General features: G+C 73.0%; 13 protein-coding genes. 5 read left to right on the top strand and 8 right to left on the bottom strand.

The window, feature by feature from the left end; translation table 11 throughout:
* Nucleotides 1-17: 17 nt before the first annotated feature.
* Nucleotides 18-896, bottom strand: a complete 879-nt coding sequence (locus ACIBCA_RS16885; protein ID WP_396283645.1) for a helix-turn-helix domain-containing protein — start codon at nucleotides 894-896, stop codon at nucleotides 18-20.
* A 127-nt stretch (nucleotides 897-1,023) separates the two neighbouring features.
* Here ACIBCA_RS16885 and ACIBCA_RS16890 point away from each other — a divergent pair, with 127 nt between their 5' ends.
* Nucleotides 1,024-2,097 carry an NAD(P)-dependent alcohol dehydrogenase gene (locus ACIBCA_RS16890; protein WP_396283646.1) on the top strand — a complete coding sequence of 358 codons (1,074 nt, stop codon included), beginning with the start codon at nucleotides 1,024-1,026 and terminating at the stop codon, nucleotides 2,095-2,097.
* Between the two features lie 79 nt (nucleotides 2,098-2,176).
* On the opposite strand, the gene ACIBCA_RS16895 is transcribed toward ACIBCA_RS16890, so the two are convergent.
* The 3 genes from ACIBCA_RS16895 to ACIBCA_RS16905 form a co-directional block, all read right to left on the bottom strand.
* A complete protein-coding gene (locus ACIBCA_RS16895) occupies nucleotides 2,177-2,659 on the bottom strand; it encodes a DUF6114 domain-containing protein (protein WP_396283647.1) in 483 nt (160 codons plus the stop codon).
* Between the two features lie 2 nt (nucleotides 2,660-2,661).
* Nucleotides 2,662-3,324, bottom strand: coding sequence for a DUF6230 family protein (locus ACIBCA_RS16900; RefSeq protein WP_396283648.1), 663 nt, complete (start codon nucleotides 3,322-3,324; stop codon nucleotides 2,662-2,664).
* An 85-nt stretch (nucleotides 3,325-3,409) separates the two neighbouring features.
* Nucleotides 3,410-4,171, bottom strand: a complete 762-nt coding sequence (locus ACIBCA_RS16905; protein ID WP_396283649.1) for a TetR/AcrR family transcriptional regulator — start codon at nucleotides 4,169-4,171, stop codon at nucleotides 3,410-3,412.
* 291 nt (nucleotides 4,172-4,462) lie between these two features.
* Between ACIBCA_RS16905 and ACIBCA_RS16910 the strand changes: the two genes are divergently transcribed.
* The 4 genes from ACIBCA_RS16910 to ACIBCA_RS16925 all read left to right on the top strand — a co-directional run bounded on the left by ACIBCA_RS16910 (nucleotide 4,463) and on the right by ACIBCA_RS16925 (nucleotide 8,632).
* Nucleotides 4,463-5,134, top strand: a complete 672-nt coding sequence (locus ACIBCA_RS16910) for a Tat pathway signal sequence domain protein (protein ID WP_396283650.1) — start codon at nucleotides 4,463-4,465, stop codon at nucleotides 5,132-5,134.
* A 153-nt stretch (nucleotides 5,135-5,287) separates the two neighbouring features.
* The gene (locus tag ACIBCA_RS16915) at nucleotides 5,288-6,166 is read left to right on the top strand and encodes an AAA family ATPase (protein WP_396283651.1); all 879 of its coding nucleotides are present in this window, start codon (nucleotides 5,288-5,290) and stop codon (nucleotides 6,164-6,166) included.
* Nucleotides 6,163-7,602, top strand: coding sequence for a VWA domain-containing protein (locus tag ACIBCA_RS16920; RefSeq protein WP_396283652.1), 1,440 nt, complete (start codon nucleotides 6,163-6,165; stop codon nucleotides 7,600-7,602). The genes ACIBCA_RS16915 and ACIBCA_RS16920 overlap by 4 nt, the downstream gene beginning before the upstream one ends.
* 127 nt (nucleotides 7,603-7,729) lie before the next feature.
* Nucleotides 7,730-8,632, top strand: a complete 903-nt coding sequence (locus tag ACIBCA_RS16925; protein WP_396283653.1) for a hypothetical protein — start codon at nucleotides 7,730-7,732, stop codon at nucleotides 8,630-8,632.
* Nucleotides 8,633-8,644: 12 nt separating this feature from the next.
* Here the strand turns inward: ACIBCA_RS16925 and ACIBCA_RS16930 are convergent, their stop codons facing one another.
* The 4 genes from ACIBCA_RS16930 to ACIBCA_RS16945 all read right to left on the bottom strand — a co-directional run bounded on the left by ACIBCA_RS16930 (nucleotide 8,645) and on the right by ACIBCA_RS16945 (nucleotide 15,138).
* On the bottom strand, nucleotides 8,645-9,223 hold the full coding sequence (locus ACIBCA_RS16930) for a TetR/AcrR family transcriptional regulator (RefSeq protein ID WP_396283654.1): 579 nt from the start codon (nucleotides 9,221-9,223) through the stop codon (nucleotides 8,645-8,647).
* 86 nt (nucleotides 9,224-9,309) lie between these two features.
* A complete protein-coding gene (locus ACIBCA_RS16935) occupies nucleotides 9,310-10,278 on the bottom strand; it encodes an alpha/beta fold hydrolase (protein WP_396283655.1) in 969 nt (322 codons plus the stop codon).
* Between the two features lie 130 nt (nucleotides 10,279-10,408).
* Entirely contained in the window at nucleotides 10,409-13,888 is a 3,480-nt protein-coding gene (locus tag ACIBCA_RS16940) for a S8 family serine peptidase (RefSeq protein WP_396283656.1), read from the bottom strand.
* Nucleotides 13,889-14,265: 377 nt separating this feature from the next.
* The gene (locus ACIBCA_RS16945) at nucleotides 14,266-15,138 is read right to left on the bottom strand and encodes a siderophore-interacting protein (protein WP_396283658.1); all 873 of its coding nucleotides are present in this window, start codon (nucleotides 15,136-15,138) and stop codon (nucleotides 14,266-14,268) included.

Raw genomic sequence — 15,138 nt, forward strand, 5'->3', positions numbered from 1 at the left:
ATCGGGCCGCGGCGCCGCTACCGCTCCGCCGGTGTCGGGGAGTCCGGACAAACGGACTCGCTCGCCGCCCAACTGGCCAGCAGGCGCAGGGATTCGGCGGAGGTGCTGCCCGGCTCGGCGTGGTAGGAGACGAACTCCTGCTCGGCGTCGGCCGGCCGCATCGTCTCGTACCGCAGGCTCAGCGGGCCGACGACGGGGTGGTGCAGTTCCTTGGCGCCGTAGCCCTTGTCCTGGATGCCGTGGGCGGCCCACAGCCGGCGGAAGTCGGCGCTCTTCAGGGAGAGTTCACCGATCAAGGAGGCCAGCCGGGGGTCGTCCGGGTCCCGGCCCGCGTCCAGGCGCAGGCTGCCGACGACGTCGGTGGCCTTGCCCTCCCAGTCGCTGTACAGGCCCTGGGTGGCGGGGTCGAGGAAGACCAGCCAGGCCATGTTGCGCCGCTCGGGCGCCATCGCGGCGAAGTCGCCGAGCAGGGCGGCGGCGAGCCGGTTCCAGGCGATGACGTCCAGCCGCCGCCCGAGCACGTACGCGGGCACGCCGTCCATCGCGTCCAGCAGTTGCTGGAACGCCGGGCGCACCCGCTGCGGGCGGCCGGCGGCGCCGCGCGCCGGGCCGCGCTTCGCGGGCCGGGTGAGCCGCAGCAGGTGCGAGCGCTCGGCGGGGCTGAGCCGCAGCACCCGGGCGATGGCCTCCAGCACGGAGGCGGAGACGTTCTCCCCGTGGCCCTGTTCGAGCCGGGTGTAGTAGGCGGTGCTGACGCCCGCGAGCTGGGCCAGTTCCTCGCGGCGCAGGCCGGGCACCCGGCGCCGGGTGGTGGTGCCGGGCAGTCCCACGTCCTCCGGGCGCAGCCGGGCGCGTCGGGATCGGAGGAACTCGCTGAGTTCGGTGCGCTGGTCCATCCCAGAAGTATGCGCACGTCACGGCGCGGTGAGGACGGTGAGGGTACTACTGCCAGACGTAGGTTGGGTGGTCGTACGACGGCCTCGGGTCTGGCTGGGCGCGCGGCCCGGGCGCAGGCTGGCTGCCATGACGAACGAGATGAACGAGACGAACCTTCGCACCGTCGCCGCCTACGCCGCCGAGCGGCCGAACGCCCCGCTGGCGAAGACCACCGTCCGCCGCCGGGCCGTGGGTGAGCACGACATCGTGATCGACGTCCGCTTCACGGGCATCTGCCACACCGACCTGCACCAGGTCGCCGAGGACTGGGGCGCGGGGACGTTCCCGATGGTCCCGGGCCACGAGATCGCGGGCGTGGTCAGCGAGGTCGGCCCGGGCGTGACGCGCTGGAAGGTCGGCGACCGGGTCGGCGTGGGCTGCTTCGTCGACTCCTGCCGCACCTGCGACAACTGCCGTGCGGGCCTTGAGCAGTACTGCACCGGCGAGGGCGGCACCGTCTGGACGTACAACGGCACCGGCCGCGACGGCCTGACCACGTACGGCGGGTACTCCACCGAGCTGGTGGTGGACGAGGCGTACGCGCTGCGCATCCCCGACGCCCTGCCGCTGGACGCCGCCGCGCCGCTGCTGTGCGCCGGCGTCACCGTCTACTCGCCGCTGGCCCACTGGGGCGCTGGCCCGGGCCGCAAGGTCGCGGTGATCGGCCTGGGCGGCCTCGGCCACCTCGCCGTGAAGCTGGCGCACGCGCTGGGCGCGGAGGTCACCGTCCTCAGCCAGTCGCTGCGCAAGCGCGAGGACGGGCTGCGCCTGGGCGCCGACGACTACCGGGCCACCTCCGACCCGGCGACCTTCACCGAGCTGGCGGGCGGCTTCGACCTGATCCTCAACACCGTCTCCGCCGACCTCGACCTGACGGCCTACCTGGGCCTGCTGCGCGTGGACGGCACCCTGGTGCAGCTCGGCGCGCCGGAGAAGCCGGTGCGGGTGAACGCCGGGGCGCTGCTGTCGGGGCGCCGGTCGCTGTCCGGTTCGCAGATCGGCGGGCTGCCGCAGACGCAGGAGATGCTGGACTTCTGCGGCGAGCACGGCATCACGGCGGAGATCGAGCTGATCGGCGCCGAGGGGATCAACGCGGCGTTCCGGCGCCTGGCGGAGGGCGACGTGCGGTTCCGGTTCGTGATCGACGCCTCCACGATCTGAGGCCCCGTCCGACGAACCCTCCACGACCGTGCCCCGCGCCCCGGTGCTCTCCCACCACCGGGACGCGGGGCCCGGCCGCTCACACCCCGGCGGCCGCCTTCGCCTCCCGGCGCCGCGCCCGCCGGTCCTCGCGCCGCCGCCTCCCACGTCGCAGCGGCTGGTCCGGCACCCATCCGAAGGTCAGGCAGGCGCCGACCACCCCGAGTAGCATCCCGAGCAGGAAGCCGCCGAAGTTGGAGGTCACCCAGGTGCCCAGCGAGGCGAGCACGCCGATGACGGAGTAGAACAGCCGCTGGGCCGGGTTGAAGAGGATCAGCAGCCCGCACACCAGCATCAGGGCGGGCACCAGCAGCCCGGCGAGCCCCTCCATGCCGATGTGCAGCACGAGGGGCAGCGGCATCTTCATCACGAAGAGCACCTCGCCGCCGCCGATCGTCAGCAGCAGCCCGCCCCAGAACGGCCGCCGGCCCCGCCAGTCGCCCTTCCTCGCATGCGGGGCGACAGCCGGTGCGACGGGCTCAGGCGCGACGGGCGCGGCCGGCTCCGGCACGGACTCCGCCATGCTCAGCAGCCCTTGGAGTCGAAGCTCAGCCGCAGGTTGGGCAGCTTGAACTTGAGCGCCGTGCTGGCGTAGTTGTGCTGGCTGACGTGCGTCATGTCGACGTGGTCGGCCTGCTGCCCGAAGACGCCGGGGTTGCCCTTGCCGTACCGTCCGGCGTTCTTGTACGTGCTGGCGTCGCCGCCGATCTCGATGTTGTCGAAGACCGCGTCGCCGGAGAGCAGGTCGGAGTCGGTGGTGAGGTCGGTGGCGGTGACCGGATCCTTGCCGTCGCCGGCGTGGATGACCAGGTTGACGCCGCCGAGGTCGACGCTCTGGCACAGGTTGGTGATCTTGGCGGTCTTGATCGCGGAGACGGCGACCAGCACCTGACCGCCGGTGTTCCCCTGGTTGGGGCTGTCCGGGATCATCTCGTCCAGGCTGCCGTACTGTGCGAAGCCGTCGCCCTCGAGGCGGTCGGCGGTGATCGTGAACGGCATGCCGGAGATGGAGAACTGGTTAGCGAGCACGCCCTGGGCGGTGAGCGTCATCAGCAGTCCGCCGAGGGCGACGGCCGGGACGGCCATCAGGGCGGTGCGCCTGAACCGTACCCGGCCTCTTGTGGCGGCGGGTGTCGGCGGTGCCTCGGCCGCTTCGGCGGCGCCGGCGGCTTCCTCGGACATGGCCATGTGTGCTCCCTGAAGGGTGGATTCGGGATTGTGCAGGCACTGGCACGTTGTCCTGGCGCGGACAGCGTTCGGAGTAACCGGAAAGCTACTGCCGGGTATCGGCCGGGTCAATACGGGTGCACGAAGGATCTTCACCGGTCGTCGACCGGACCGGCCCGAGCCGAACGGCCGCCTGCTCCGGGCCGAGGAAGGGCGCCAGGCAGAACAGGCTCAACACCGGTAGCAGGTCGGGGAGTTGATCAGTACGCCCGGAGGAGATCCACCGGTACAGCGCGCTGTAGACGCCGCCCACCACGGCGTCCACCAGCTCCAGCACCGCTACTCCGCCCGGCGGTTGGGGCACCTCGGCGAAGAACGCCCGGAACCGGCTGAGGAGTTGCTCCCGCTCCTGGCGACCGGCCGGGCCGACGGCCTCGATCTCGATCACCGCCATCGCGGCGAACGCGGGCGTTCCCGCGAGGAGTTGGAGCATCGCCCCGAGCGCCTCCCGGATCCCGGCGCACCAGTCGGATTCGGCCGCGAAGGCCGCCGCCATCCGGCGGATCACCACGCCCGTGCCGAAGCGGTGCGCGGCGAGGAAGGCGTCCTCCTTGCCGCTGAACTGCTCGTAGAAGACGGGCCTGGTCACACCCGCCGCGCGGCAGATGTCGCTCACCGTCGCGTGCTGGTAGCCGCGGTCCGCGACGGTGCGCACCAGACCGTCCAGCAGCCGTTCGCGCTGGGTGGCGGCGACGACGCCGGCGGGCTGGCGGCGGGGGCCGGGCTTGATCGAACGGGCCGGATCGCGGCCGGTCCTGGCGCCCGGGAGCAGGATCACGTCGGCTCTGCGGAGGGATTCGTCGTCCATCACCAACTCCTGTGTCCTGTCTTGACTTTGACGTAACGCCGGGTTTACAACACTGGCAGGTTTCCAACCCGGCGGGCGAGCAGCCCGGCCGGAGGACCTCAGGGGTGCAGCACGTTCGGGCCCGTGGCGCCGGGCCCGCCGTGCCCGGCGTGCCCTCGGCTCGTGCCCGCACACGCCACCCCGTGCAGTTCCCGGTGTGCCATGCCACCGCACCTCCCCCGTCGCGCGCACCACCACACCCGCCGACGGGGATTCCCCCACCCGTCCCCCGGGACGGAGAGAGGCACCCTCATGCGCATCCGCCGCACTCTCGCCACCGCCACCCTCGCCGCCATCGCCCTCACCGGCGCGGCCGTCGCCCCCGCCCAGGCCGACGCCACCGCCGTCCTCACCACGGGCAGCCTCGGCGGCCCGAACGTCTCCGTCGGGGACGTCCTGACCGCCAACCTCGTCTCCGGCACCTACGCGACCTTCTACAGCAGCAGCACCGGGACCAGCGGCATCAAGTGCGCCGCCTCCTCCTTCTCCGCCACGGTGACGGCCAACCCGGCCGCCCCGGGCTCGGCCGTCGAGCAGCTCAACACCCAGACCTTCGGCTCCTGCACCTCCAACGTCTTCGGCGTCACGAGCGTGCGCAGCGTCACCGTCACCAACCTGCCCTTCACCAACACCGTCAGCGACGACCCGGGCTATCCGGTCGCGCTCACCCCCGGCGCGGCGGGCTCCATGGGCACCACCGTCGTCCTCGGCACCATCCTGGGCAGCGTCACCTGCAAGTACTCCAACACCACCGGCATCGCGGGCACCACCGACAACGGCGCCAACTCCATCGGCTTCTCGGCCCAGCCGTTCGCCCTGGTCTCCGGCCCGGGCCTGTGCTTCTCCACCGGCTACTTCAGCGCCACCTACGGCCCGGTCTCCGACAGCTCGGTCGCCGGAAGCCCGCTCCTGTACGTCAACTGACCCTCCCGGCACCGCCGGTAGAGCACCGAAGGCGTACGGCGGCCCCACGGTCGCCGTACGCCGCTCTGCTCCCACGGACCCCCACGACAGGAATGTGACCGGCCGGTAGGGTGGCGCCCCGACGGACACATCCCAGCGGAGCGGGGCACCACCATGAGCGACACCGGCGAGGGCACGGGCTTCTTCACCTCGGTGACGGACACCGCCGAACGGCTGGCCGCCACCGGGTACCTGGCCTCCACCGCCGTGGCCACCACGGTCTACCTCGCCGACCGCCTCGGCAAGCCCCTGCTCGTCGAGGGCCCCGCCGGCGTCGGCAAGACCGAACTCGCCAAGGCCCTCGCCGCGATCGGCCGCGCCCGGCTCGTCCGCCTCCAGTGCTACGAGGGCATCGACGAGGCCCGCGCCCTCTACGAGTGGAACCACGCCAAGCAGTTGCTGCGCATCACCGCCGGCCGCGACGAGGGCTGGGACGCCGCCCGCACCGACATCTTCGGCGAGGAGTTCCTCCTCCCCCGCCCGCTGCTCACCGCGATCCGCGGCCAGGAGCCCACCGTCCTGCTCATCGACGAGATGGACAAGGCCGACGTCGAGGTCGAGGCCCTGCTCCTGGAGGTCCTCAGCGACTTCCAGGTCACCGTGCCCGAGCTGGGCACCATCACCGCGACCCGGCGCCCCTTCGTCCTGCTCACCTCCAACGCCACCCGGGAGCTCTCCGAGGCGCTTCGCCGCCGCTGCCTCTTCCTCCACCTCGACTACCCGGACGCCGAGTTGGAGCGCCGTATCGTCCGCCTCAAGGTGCCCGGACTGGACGAGGCCCTCGCCGACTCCCTGGTACGGATCGTCGGCGCCCTGCGGGCGATGGAGCTGCGCAAGGCCCCGTCCGTCGCCGAGACCATCGACTGGGCCCGCACCCTGCTCGCCCTCGGCGCCGACACGCTGGACGACGCGGTGGTGCGCGACACCCTCGGCGTGATCCTCAAGCACCAGGAGGACGTGCGCAAGGCGTCCCAGAAGCTCACCCTCGCATGACGACGCCCGACACCCCCGGCCCCGCCGACCCGGCCGCCCGCCTGACCGGCCTCGTCCGGGCGCTGCGCGGCCACGGCCTGCGGATCGGCCCCTCCGAGACCGTGGACGCCGCCGCCGTCCTCGCCGTCCTCGGCCTCGACGACCGCGAGCGGGTACGCGCCGGGCTGGCCGCCGCGGTACTGCGCTCCGAGGGCCAGCGGGCCGTCTTCGACGCCACCTTCGACCTCTTCTTCCCCCTCGGCGTCGGCACCCCCGAGGCCGTGCGCGCCGACCCTCCGCCGCTGCCCGACGACCCGGAACCGCCCCGCTTCGGCCGCCCCGACCCGCTGCGCGACGACCTGCGCGAGCGCCTCGCCGCCGCCCTCGCCGCCGACGACCGCGCCGCCCAGGGCCGCCTCGCCGGGGAGGTGATCGAGGCCCTCGGCCGCTACGGCGACGGCTCCAGCCCCGGCACGGACGGCTGGTCCGCCCACCAGGCACTCGGCCGGCTCGCCCCCGAGACCCTGCTCGCCCGCGTCCTCGCCGCCCTGCGCCCGGGCGGCGCCGACCCCGCCGACCCGGCCGACCGGGTGCTCGCCGACGAGATCCGCCGCCGCATCCAGGGCTTCCGCGGTCTCGTGGCCGGGGAGGCCCGCCGCCGCGTCGCCGAACTGCGCGGCACCGAGCGGATCGCCGAACGGGCCGTCGCGCCCACCGTCGACCGCATCGACTTCCTCGCCGCCGGCCGCGACCAGCTCGCCGAACTGCGGCGCACCGTGCACCCGTTGGCCCGCAGGCTCGCCACCCGCCTGGCCGCCCGGCGCCGCCGCGCCGCCCGCGGGCGGATCGACCTGCGCCGCACCCTGCGCCGCTCGCTCACCACCGGCGGGGTGCCGCTGCGCCCGGCCTACCGGCTGCGCCGCCCGGCCCGGCCCGAACTGGTGCTGCTGTGCGACGTCTCCGGCTCGGTGGCCGGGTTCGCCGACTTCACCATGCTGCTGGTGCACGCGATGAGCGAACAGTTCAGCAGGGTCCGGGTGTTCGCCTTCGTCAACCGCACCGCCGAGGTCACCGACCTGCTGCGCGGCACCGGCGGGGACCCGGCCCGCCTGACCGCCCGCATCCTCACCGGCGCCGAGGTCATGGGCCACCACGGCAACAGCGACTACGGCTCCGCCCTCGGCGACTTCGCCGACCGCCACCTGGACGCCGTCGGCCCGCGCACCACCGTCCTGCTGCTCGGCGACGCCCGCAACAACCACCGCGACCCCAACCTGGCGGCCCTGCGGCTGATCGACGCCCGCGCCCGCCGCGTCCTGTGGCTCAACCCCGAGCAGCCCGCGCTGTGGCCCACCGGCGACTCGGCGGCGCTCGCCTACGCGGAGGTCGTCGAGATGCACTCCTGCCGCAACGCCCGCCGCCTCGCCGACCTGATCAGCCGCCTCCTCCCGGTGTGACACCCGATCCGCCGCTGCCCGTTCGGGCCGGGTTTCCTGCCCCTCCCCTGTCCCTCCGGACCTGGGCCGGGGTGCGGGCCGTGCGCGAGACTCCGTGCCATCCGTGTCGTACCACCGAAGGACGCGCATGCACGCCCAGGAGCCGGCCCGACAGAGCGACCACGAGACGCGCCGCTCCCCCCGCACGAGGGCGGCGGCCCTGCCCCCCGGGCTGGCCCTGCAACGGACGGTGGGCAACACCGCCGCCGTCGAGATGCTGGAGCGCGAGCGCCGCCGCCCGGCAGCCGGGGCGGGCCTCGCCGTGCAGCGCGTGATCGACCCGGCGGTGATCCAGGGCGAGCAGGAGGCCCAGGGCATCGCCGGCCCGGTGAAGATCGTCGAGGTGCCGGACGGCGTCACGGCCGGGACCCCGTTCCGCGCGTATCCGGCCGGGCACTGCCTCAACCTGACCGACGCGGACCTGAACCTGAGCGTCCAGGCCCTCAACGGCGGTCAGGCGGACGAGATGGCGGCCGACGCCGTGGCGCTGGCGGGTGGCGGCGGCTACCTGTCGGAGCACCGGATCATCCTGGTCAACAGCAGGCCCGAGGGCGGGTTCACCGCCCTGCAGACCATCCAGCACGAGATGGGCCATCTGCTCCAGCACGAACAGGGGTTCAGTGTGGACATGTCCGGCGGCCGCCGGGCCCTGGTCGAGTACCACAACATGCTCGTGAACGAGAACCCCCGGACCGGGGGCATGCGCACCGAGTACACCAGCGCCGACAACTCGATCGTCAGCGCGGTCAGGGACCGGGCCACGGCGGCCGGGGTCACCGGGCTGAACCAGCCCTGGAAGGCCCTGGTCGCGTACCTCGAAACCAACGACCAGGACGGCTCGCAGCGGCGCCTGCTCGAAGCGATCGAGCAGGAACTGGCCAAGGACGACTACAGCGAGATCGAGGGCAGGGGGCTCAACAAGGCCCAGCGGCGCACGAAGATCCGGGACCGCATAGGCCGGATGTACTTCAACAACCTCTTCCCCCAGTAAGGGCTTTCCGGCTCAAGCCCGCAGCCCGTCGCACAGCACCCGCACCAGCCGGCCGTCCCGCGTGTCCGCCGGGCGGCGGCGCTCGGCGGCGACCGCCCCGGCGATCAGCGCGTACAGGTCGGCGCCGTCCACGTCGGTGCGGACCGCTCCGGAAGCCTGCGCCCGGGTGAGCAACTCGACGAGCACCTCCCGCAGTCGGGCCGCCACGGCCGAGGTGCCGGGCTGCAGCGGGACGCCCGCGCCGATCAGTGCGTCGGCGAGGTCCATCTTGACCATCGCCCCGGCGACCAGTTCCTCCAGGAAGGTGAACAGCGCCGCGCCCGGGTCGTCCTCGGCCAGCGCGGCCCGGCCGCGCGCCGTCTGGCTCTCCAGGGTGTCCGAGACGACGGCCTCGAACAGCGCCTCCTTGGTGGGGAAGTGCCGGTAGACCGTGCCCGCGCCGACGCCGGCCCGGCGGGCGATCTCGTCCAGCGGCACGGCCAGCCCCTCGGCGGTGAACGCCTCGCGGGCGGCCGCCAGCACCTTGGCCCGGTTGCGGCGGGCATCGGCCCTCAGCGGGCGGGCGTCCTCGGAGGTCGGGGTCGCAGGCATGGCTCTCCTCGCAGGCGAACTGACGGATCGACAAGCGGGGCGCCCGTTCCGTACAGTCGAAACGGGGCCGCCGCACGTCGACCCGCCTACCCGTCCAGGTGCTTGAGGAAGCCGAGCAGCTCCGCCGTCACCTCGGCCGGGCGCTCCTGCTGCGTCCAGTGCCCGGTGTCCGGCAGCCGGACGTGCCGGTACAGGTTCGGCGTCATCTCGTGCAGCAGGTAGGCCAGCACCGGCGCCGGGACCATCGCGTTGACCAGGTCCTGCTCGCCCACCACGTACAGGGACGGCACCTCGATCCGCACGCCCTTGAACGCCTGCATCAGTTCGTTGTTGAGGTCGATGTTGCGGTACCAGTTGAGCCCGCCGGTGAACGCCCGCTCGCCGTGCAGGGCGTAGTCGGCGGCCATCGCGTCGAGGTCGGCCTCGGTGAGCCAGTCGGGCAGCCGCTCCGGCTCGGGGACGGTGTCCAGCAGCGCCTTCCCCTCGGGCACCACCCACGGCCGGGGCTTCCCGTCCGGCCGGGTGCCGCACAGGACGCGCCGCAGGCTGGACCGGACGTCGGCGGCGAGTTCGGCGTCGGCCTTGCCGGGCTCCTGGAAGTAGATCTGGTAGAAGCCCTCGCCGAAGTTCTCCCGCGCCGAGGCCAGCGGGGACGGCCCGGCGGGCAGCGGCGGCACGCTCAGGCCCACGACGCCGCGCACCAGGTCGGGCCGCAGCGCGGCGGCGGACCAGGCGACGGGCGCGCCCCAGTCGTGGCCGACGACCACGGCCTGCTCGGCGCCGAGCGCCTTGATCAGCCCGGCCACGTCGCCCAGCAGGTGCAGCACGGTGTAGGCGTCGATGCGCTCGGGCTGCTCGCTGCGGGCGTATCCGCGCTGGTCGGGCGCGACCACCCGGTAGCCGGCCTCGGCGAGCGGCGCGAACTGGTGACGCCAGGAGTACCAGCTCTCGGGGAAGCCGTGCAGCAGCAGGACCAGCGGCCCCTCGCCCTGCTCCGCGATGTGCAGCCGCACGCCGTTGACCTCGACCTCGCTGTGCTTGATCTCCTCGTACACAACCGCTCCCCGTTTGGGCCGACATGTCCTACATCCCGGTCCCTGCCCACCTTTCCCCGTACCAAACGCGGCCGAGGCCGCCCCGGAACTCCGGGACGGCCTCGGCCGGTTGAGCACTACTGACAACCCGTCAGCTCACGGTGTAGCTGTACGGGATCGCCGCGAGCACCGCACCCGTGGTGCTGAGGGAGTTGTTGGCGGTCGCGACCGAGCTCGGGCCGGACACCAGGTACAGCACACCCTTGACCGTGCTGCCCTTCGGGCCGGTCGGGGTCACGGTCACCTGGAGCGAGCCGCTGGCGCCCGGCTGGACGACCACCGGGGTGGCGGCCGGGGCCGAGGCGTTCACCGCGGCGGCGAACGGGTCACCGGTGCTGGAGGTCAGCGCCGGGTCGAACGCCAGGGTGTGCGCGGTGGCCGTGATGGTGGCCGAACCCGCCGGGGCGGGGCCGGCGAACGGGCCGATCTGCTGCACGAAGGTGCCCCAGTTGCCGGGGACGACCTGCTGCGCGGCGCTGCCCTTCGAGGTCACCACCGAGATGGTGGAGCCGTTCTGGGCCTTCTTGAGGTCACCGAACAGGTCCGGCGAGCCGGTGGTGGCGCTCAGCTCCAGCTGGGCCGGGGTCGTGGAGGCCGCGACGCCCTTGAGCTGGTCGGTGCCCGGGGGCACCAGGAAGGACGGCACCGAGGAGGTGAGGCTCAGCGGCAGGGCGACGGTCGCGGAGGCGCCCTGCGGCACCAGCGGCACGTCCACCCGGCTGTCGAGACGGCCCTCGGCCGCGATCCGCTGCGGGGCCACGGTGTTGTTGGTGTAGTTGACCGTCACGTTGACCGGCTTGCCGGCCTCCAGCTTGGTCTTGCCGTCGGTCGGCAGGCCGGGCGCGGTGGCCTGGTCGCGGTTGAGCGCGACCGTGCCGGTGAAGTCCTGCGCGAGCTCCTGGCCGCTGACCGGGCCGAGCACGTTCAGGACGAAGCGCCAGTGGCCCTCGGCCGGGTTGACCGTGGTGGCCGAGACACCGGCCGCGCTGCCCGTCAGGTTGCCCTGGGCGTCGAGGACGGCGTTGCCCTCGATGTCGACCGGGGTGCCGTTGGGGCTGATCAGCGCGCCCTGCATGAGCAGCTTCGGGTCCTTGACCGTCACACCGACCCGCAGGTCCTTCTGGCCCTTCGGGACGTCGAAGCCGTACGCGAAGGACTGCGTCGGGGAGGCGCTGCGGGCGTTGCCACCGGTGATGGAGCCGGTGAAGGTGCCCTGGCCGTCCTTGAGCGGGACGAGGCTGCGCAGCACGACCGGCACGCTGGTGGTGTTGCCGTTCGAGCTGGAGACCACGATGGCCTCGCTGGAGTCGCCGCTGGTCACCGGGGTGGTGAGCTGCACCTTGAGGTGCTTGGTCTCACCGGGCTGCAGCTGGGCGGTGGTCGGGCTCACGCCGCCGGCCGGGACGGCCCGCTGGGTGGCGGTGCCGAACTGGACCGGGCCGTTGTAGCCCTTCGCGCCGGCCGGGGTGTAGAAGACGGCGGTCCACTCGCCGGCGACCGGGCGCGGGACGTCCACCAGGCCGAAGTTGGCCGGGGTGGCGCCGCCCTGCGGGCGGGTGTTCGTCTCGAAGCGGCCGGACGGGTCGAGCAGCGTCAGGCGCACGACCGGGCCGTTGGTGACCGGGTTCGGGGCGCCCTGCCAGGCGATGGAGGCCGCGAGGCGGTCGGCGCCCGCCGGGACGGTGAACTTGACCTGCTTCTGGACCCAGTCCGCGCCGTTGGTCGCGTACTTGAAGGTGTCCTTGGAGGAGGTGTCCAGCGTCACGGTCTGCGTGTTGTTCGACTGCGGCGCGAAGGCACGGGTCGAGGCGCTGACGGTCTGCGGGGTGTCGCTGGTGTTGCTGACGGCCACGTCGGCGGTGTGGGTCGAGCCCGGGGTGCCGGCGATGTCCTGCTGGCCGGTGTTGACGACCACGGTGTTGGCGCCCTCGGTGCCGTCACCGTCGTCGTAGCCGCGGGCGGCCTCGACGGCGGCGCGGACGTTCAGCAGACCGGCGCCCTGCTCCTCCGCCGGGATGCCGAGGTCCTGCGCGGTGCCGGTGAGCAGGCGCTTGACCAGGGCCGGGGTCGGGGAGTCGCCGCCGTGGGTGTCGCGGTACGCCTGGATGACCAGGGCCGCGGCGCCGGTGACGAACGGGGCCGACTGGCTGGTGCCGCCGAAGGACTGGATCGGCGAACCCTTGCCGCTGAACCCGGTGCAGTCCGTGTACTTGGTGGTGTCGGGCGAGCACAGGGCCCAGTCCGACTCGCCCGGGGCGACCAGGTCGACGGTGCGGCCGGCCTGGGTGAAGCCGCCGGAGGACAGCGCGGAGATGCGGTTGTTGCTCCAGGTCTTGTTGGAGAACTGGGAGGCCGCGTAACCGGTCTGCTGGTAGTTCTGGTTGTCGGTGGAGGCACCGACCGCGATGACGAACGGGTCCGTGGCCGGGGTCCCGATCGTGCCGCTGATGCCGGCGTCGCCCGTGGAGACGGCGACGGTGACACCGGCCTTGACGGCCTGCTCGTTGAAGAGCGCGATGGTGTCGTGCGCGCCGCTGTCCGGGGTGACGTTGCCGCCGAAGGACTCGTTGAGCACGTCGACGTGCGAGACCCGCACCGCGTAGTCGATGGCCTGCAGGATCGACGAGTTGGACATCATCTCGCCGCCGGCCTTCAGCGCGACCAGGTCGGCGTCGGGCGCCAGGCCGCGGATGCGGATGGTGCAGCCGGCCTTCAGCGCGTGCGAGGGGTTGACGAAGTCCGCGACGTCGTAGACCTGGCGGCCCTGGGCGATGACCGCCGAGGCGTCGCCGAAGGCCTCCGCGCCACCGGTGGGCGTGTTGACGCCCTCGCCCGCGAAGTCCTGGTAGTCGACGACGGCGTGCGAGCCGTCGGCCCGGATGAAGTCCGGGTTGTTCGGGTCGAGGCCGTCCGCGATGTAGGCGACCTTGACGCCCTTGCCCGTGGCCAGGTTCTCCACGCCGGGCTTGCCGTTGCCGGTGTAGGCGTGGGTGGAGTAGAGGCCCTCGGGCTCCAGCAGCGGCTTGGACGGGTCGGAGGGGCAGACCGTGTTGGTCGGGTTCTCCTCCGAGGTCTGGCCGTTACTGCCCGAAACGGCCTCGGACTTCCCGCCGGCCTTGTCGGCCTTGGTGGCGTCCTTGTCCTTCTTCGCCGCACCCGCGGCCGCCGGGGCGACCTGCACCTGGGCGTCCGTCACCACGGAGGCGACGGAGGGATCGGCCTGGAGCGAGGCGCGCAGCGCCGGGCTCACGGTGGCCGAGAAGGCGTTGCCGACCACGAAGCTCTTGACGTTCGTGCCGCCGCCGGCCTTGACCTTGTCCAGCAGCGGGGCCTGCGCGTGCGCGGTCTTCTGCTGGCGGGCGCCGACATGGCCGGAGTCGGCCGGGGCGTCCGCTATCTGGTCCTTCAGGATCACGATCACCGGAGCCGCCGGCCCGTCCGCGGACGCCGCCGGGGCGTCCTGCGGGGCGGGGACGGGGGCCGCGTTCGCACTGGTCCCGAAGGTGAGGACCATGGACGCGGTGGTGACCGAGACGGCAGCTGCGAGCTGGGCTTTCCGCCAGCCGATCAATGGACATCCTTTCGTCTGATGAGACGTCAGGTCAGCACGGCCCACCGTACGCGAGTCCAGGTCGGCCGCGTGGTTGGTCCGGACCGCGCGTCCCGACAGCGGTCGAATTCCAGCGCATGCGGCACGACCACGACAAGGGGGGAAATCCCCATCAGAAAGTAAAAATGACCATCAGGAAGTAAAATTCATGGGAGAAATCGGGCCAGGTCCGCGCTTGTTTCCCTGACCACACCTGGTCACACGCCCGGTCACAAGCGATCGAAGAAGTACGGGAAGAGTCGGTGGCGAACTCTGGACACTGGCGAACCATCGCCACCTTCGAAGGGCGCCGGACGGCCGCTCGGCACTCTTCCCGTTCCGCACCGCGCGAAAACACCTCAGCGCCCGGCGAGCCTCTCCTGAAGCTCCCGCGCGTCCGCCAGGTCCTCCGCGGTCGGCGCGTCGTCCTGGGTCAGCCGGTGGCGCCAGTACCCGGTGAAGTCGACCGCCGCCTTCGGCACCCCGCGCTCCGCCACCAGGTACCGCCGCAACGCCCGCACGGCGCCCGCCTCCCCCGCCAGCCAGGCGTACGGCGTGCCCGGCGGCAGCTCGGCGGCGGCCACCGCGGCCGCCAGGACCGAGCCCTCCGGCGCACCGTCGCGGTACAGCCAGCGCACGTCCAACCCGGCGGGCCCGTCCAGCGGCTGCCGCTCCCGCACGTCCGCGACCTCGACGAAGGCCAGCGCCCGCACTCCCTCGGGCAGCGCCCCGACCAGCGTCGCGATCGCGGGCAGCGCGCTCTCGTCCCCGGCGAGCAGCACCCAGTCCGCCGCGGCGGCGCGCTCGGCGAAGGGCACGGGCGGGGCGTACAGCGCGGAGGGGCCGACCATCCCGAGCCGGTCCCCCGGCACGGCGCGCAGCGCCCAGGCGGCGGCCGTCCCGGTGTCGCCGTGGAGCACGAAGTCGACCTCGACCAGCCGGGTGCCCGGGCGGCGCCGGCGCAGGGTGAAGCTGCGCATCAGCGGGCGGCGGGGCTCGGGGATCGCCAGGTACGCCTGGTACCAGCCCATCGGATCCCCGGTGGGCGCGGGCAGTTCGGGCACGCTCTGGCCGGGGCGCGGGAAGCAGAGCTTGAGCTGCTGGTCGGGCCGAGTGCCCACGGAGTCCGCCAGCGCCTCGGCCTCGAAGGTGATCCGGGCCGTGCGCGGGGTGATCCGCCGGATCTCGACGACCTCGACGAAGGTGACCGGGAGCGTGGTGGGCGGTGTCAT

The sequence above is a fragment of the Kitasatospora sp. NPDC051170 genome (genome assembly GCF_044455705.1).
In the GTDB taxonomy this organism is placed as follows: domain Bacteria; phylum Actinomycetota; class Actinomycetes; order Streptomycetales; family Streptomycetaceae; genus Kitasatospora.

Bases quoted from the DNA above. Each gene is read 5' to 3' on its own strand.
- ACIBCA_RS16930 (WP_396283654.1), bottom strand. From the start codon at position 9,223: ATGCCTGCGACCCCGACCTCCGAGGACGCCCGCCCGCTGAGGGCCGAT.
- ACIBCA_RS16895 (WP_396283647.1), bottom strand. From the start codon at position 2,659: ATGGCGGAGTCCGTGCCGGAGCCGGCCGCGCCCGTCGCGCCTGAGCCC.
- ACIBCA_RS16915 (WP_396283651.1), top strand. From the start codon at position 5,288: ATGAGCGACACCGGCGAGGGCACGGGCTTCTTCACCTCGGTGACGGAC.
- ACIBCA_RS16890 (WP_396283646.1), top strand. From the start codon at position 1,024: ATGACGAACGAGATGAACGAGACGAACCTTCGCACCGTCGCCGCCTAC.
- ACIBCA_RS16920 (WP_396283652.1), top strand. From the start codon at position 6,163: ATGACGACGCCCGACACCCCCGGCCCCGCCGACCCGGCCGCCCGCCTG.
- ACIBCA_RS16945 (WP_396283658.1), bottom strand. From the start codon at position 15,138: ATGACACCGCCCACCACGCTCCCGGTCACCTTCGTCGAGGTCGTCGAG.
- ACIBCA_RS16925 (WP_396283653.1), top strand. From the start codon at position 7,730: ATGCACGCCCAGGAGCCGGCCCGACAGAGCGACCACGAGACGCGCCGC.
- ACIBCA_RS16910 (WP_396283650.1), top strand. From the start codon at position 4,463: ATGCGCATCCGCCGCACTCTCGCCACCGCCACCCTCGCCGCCATCGCC.
- ACIBCA_RS16900 (WP_396283648.1), bottom strand. From the start codon at position 3,324: ATGGCCATGTCCGAGGAAGCCGCCGGCGCCGCCGAAGCGGCCGAGGCA.
- ACIBCA_RS16905 (WP_396283649.1), bottom strand. From the start codon at position 4,171: ATGGACGACGAATCCCTCCGCAGAGCCGACGTGATCCTGCTCCCGGGC.
- ACIBCA_RS16885 (WP_396283645.1), bottom strand. From the start codon at position 896: ATGGACCAGCGCACCGAACTCAGCGAGTTCCTCCGATCCCGACGCGCC.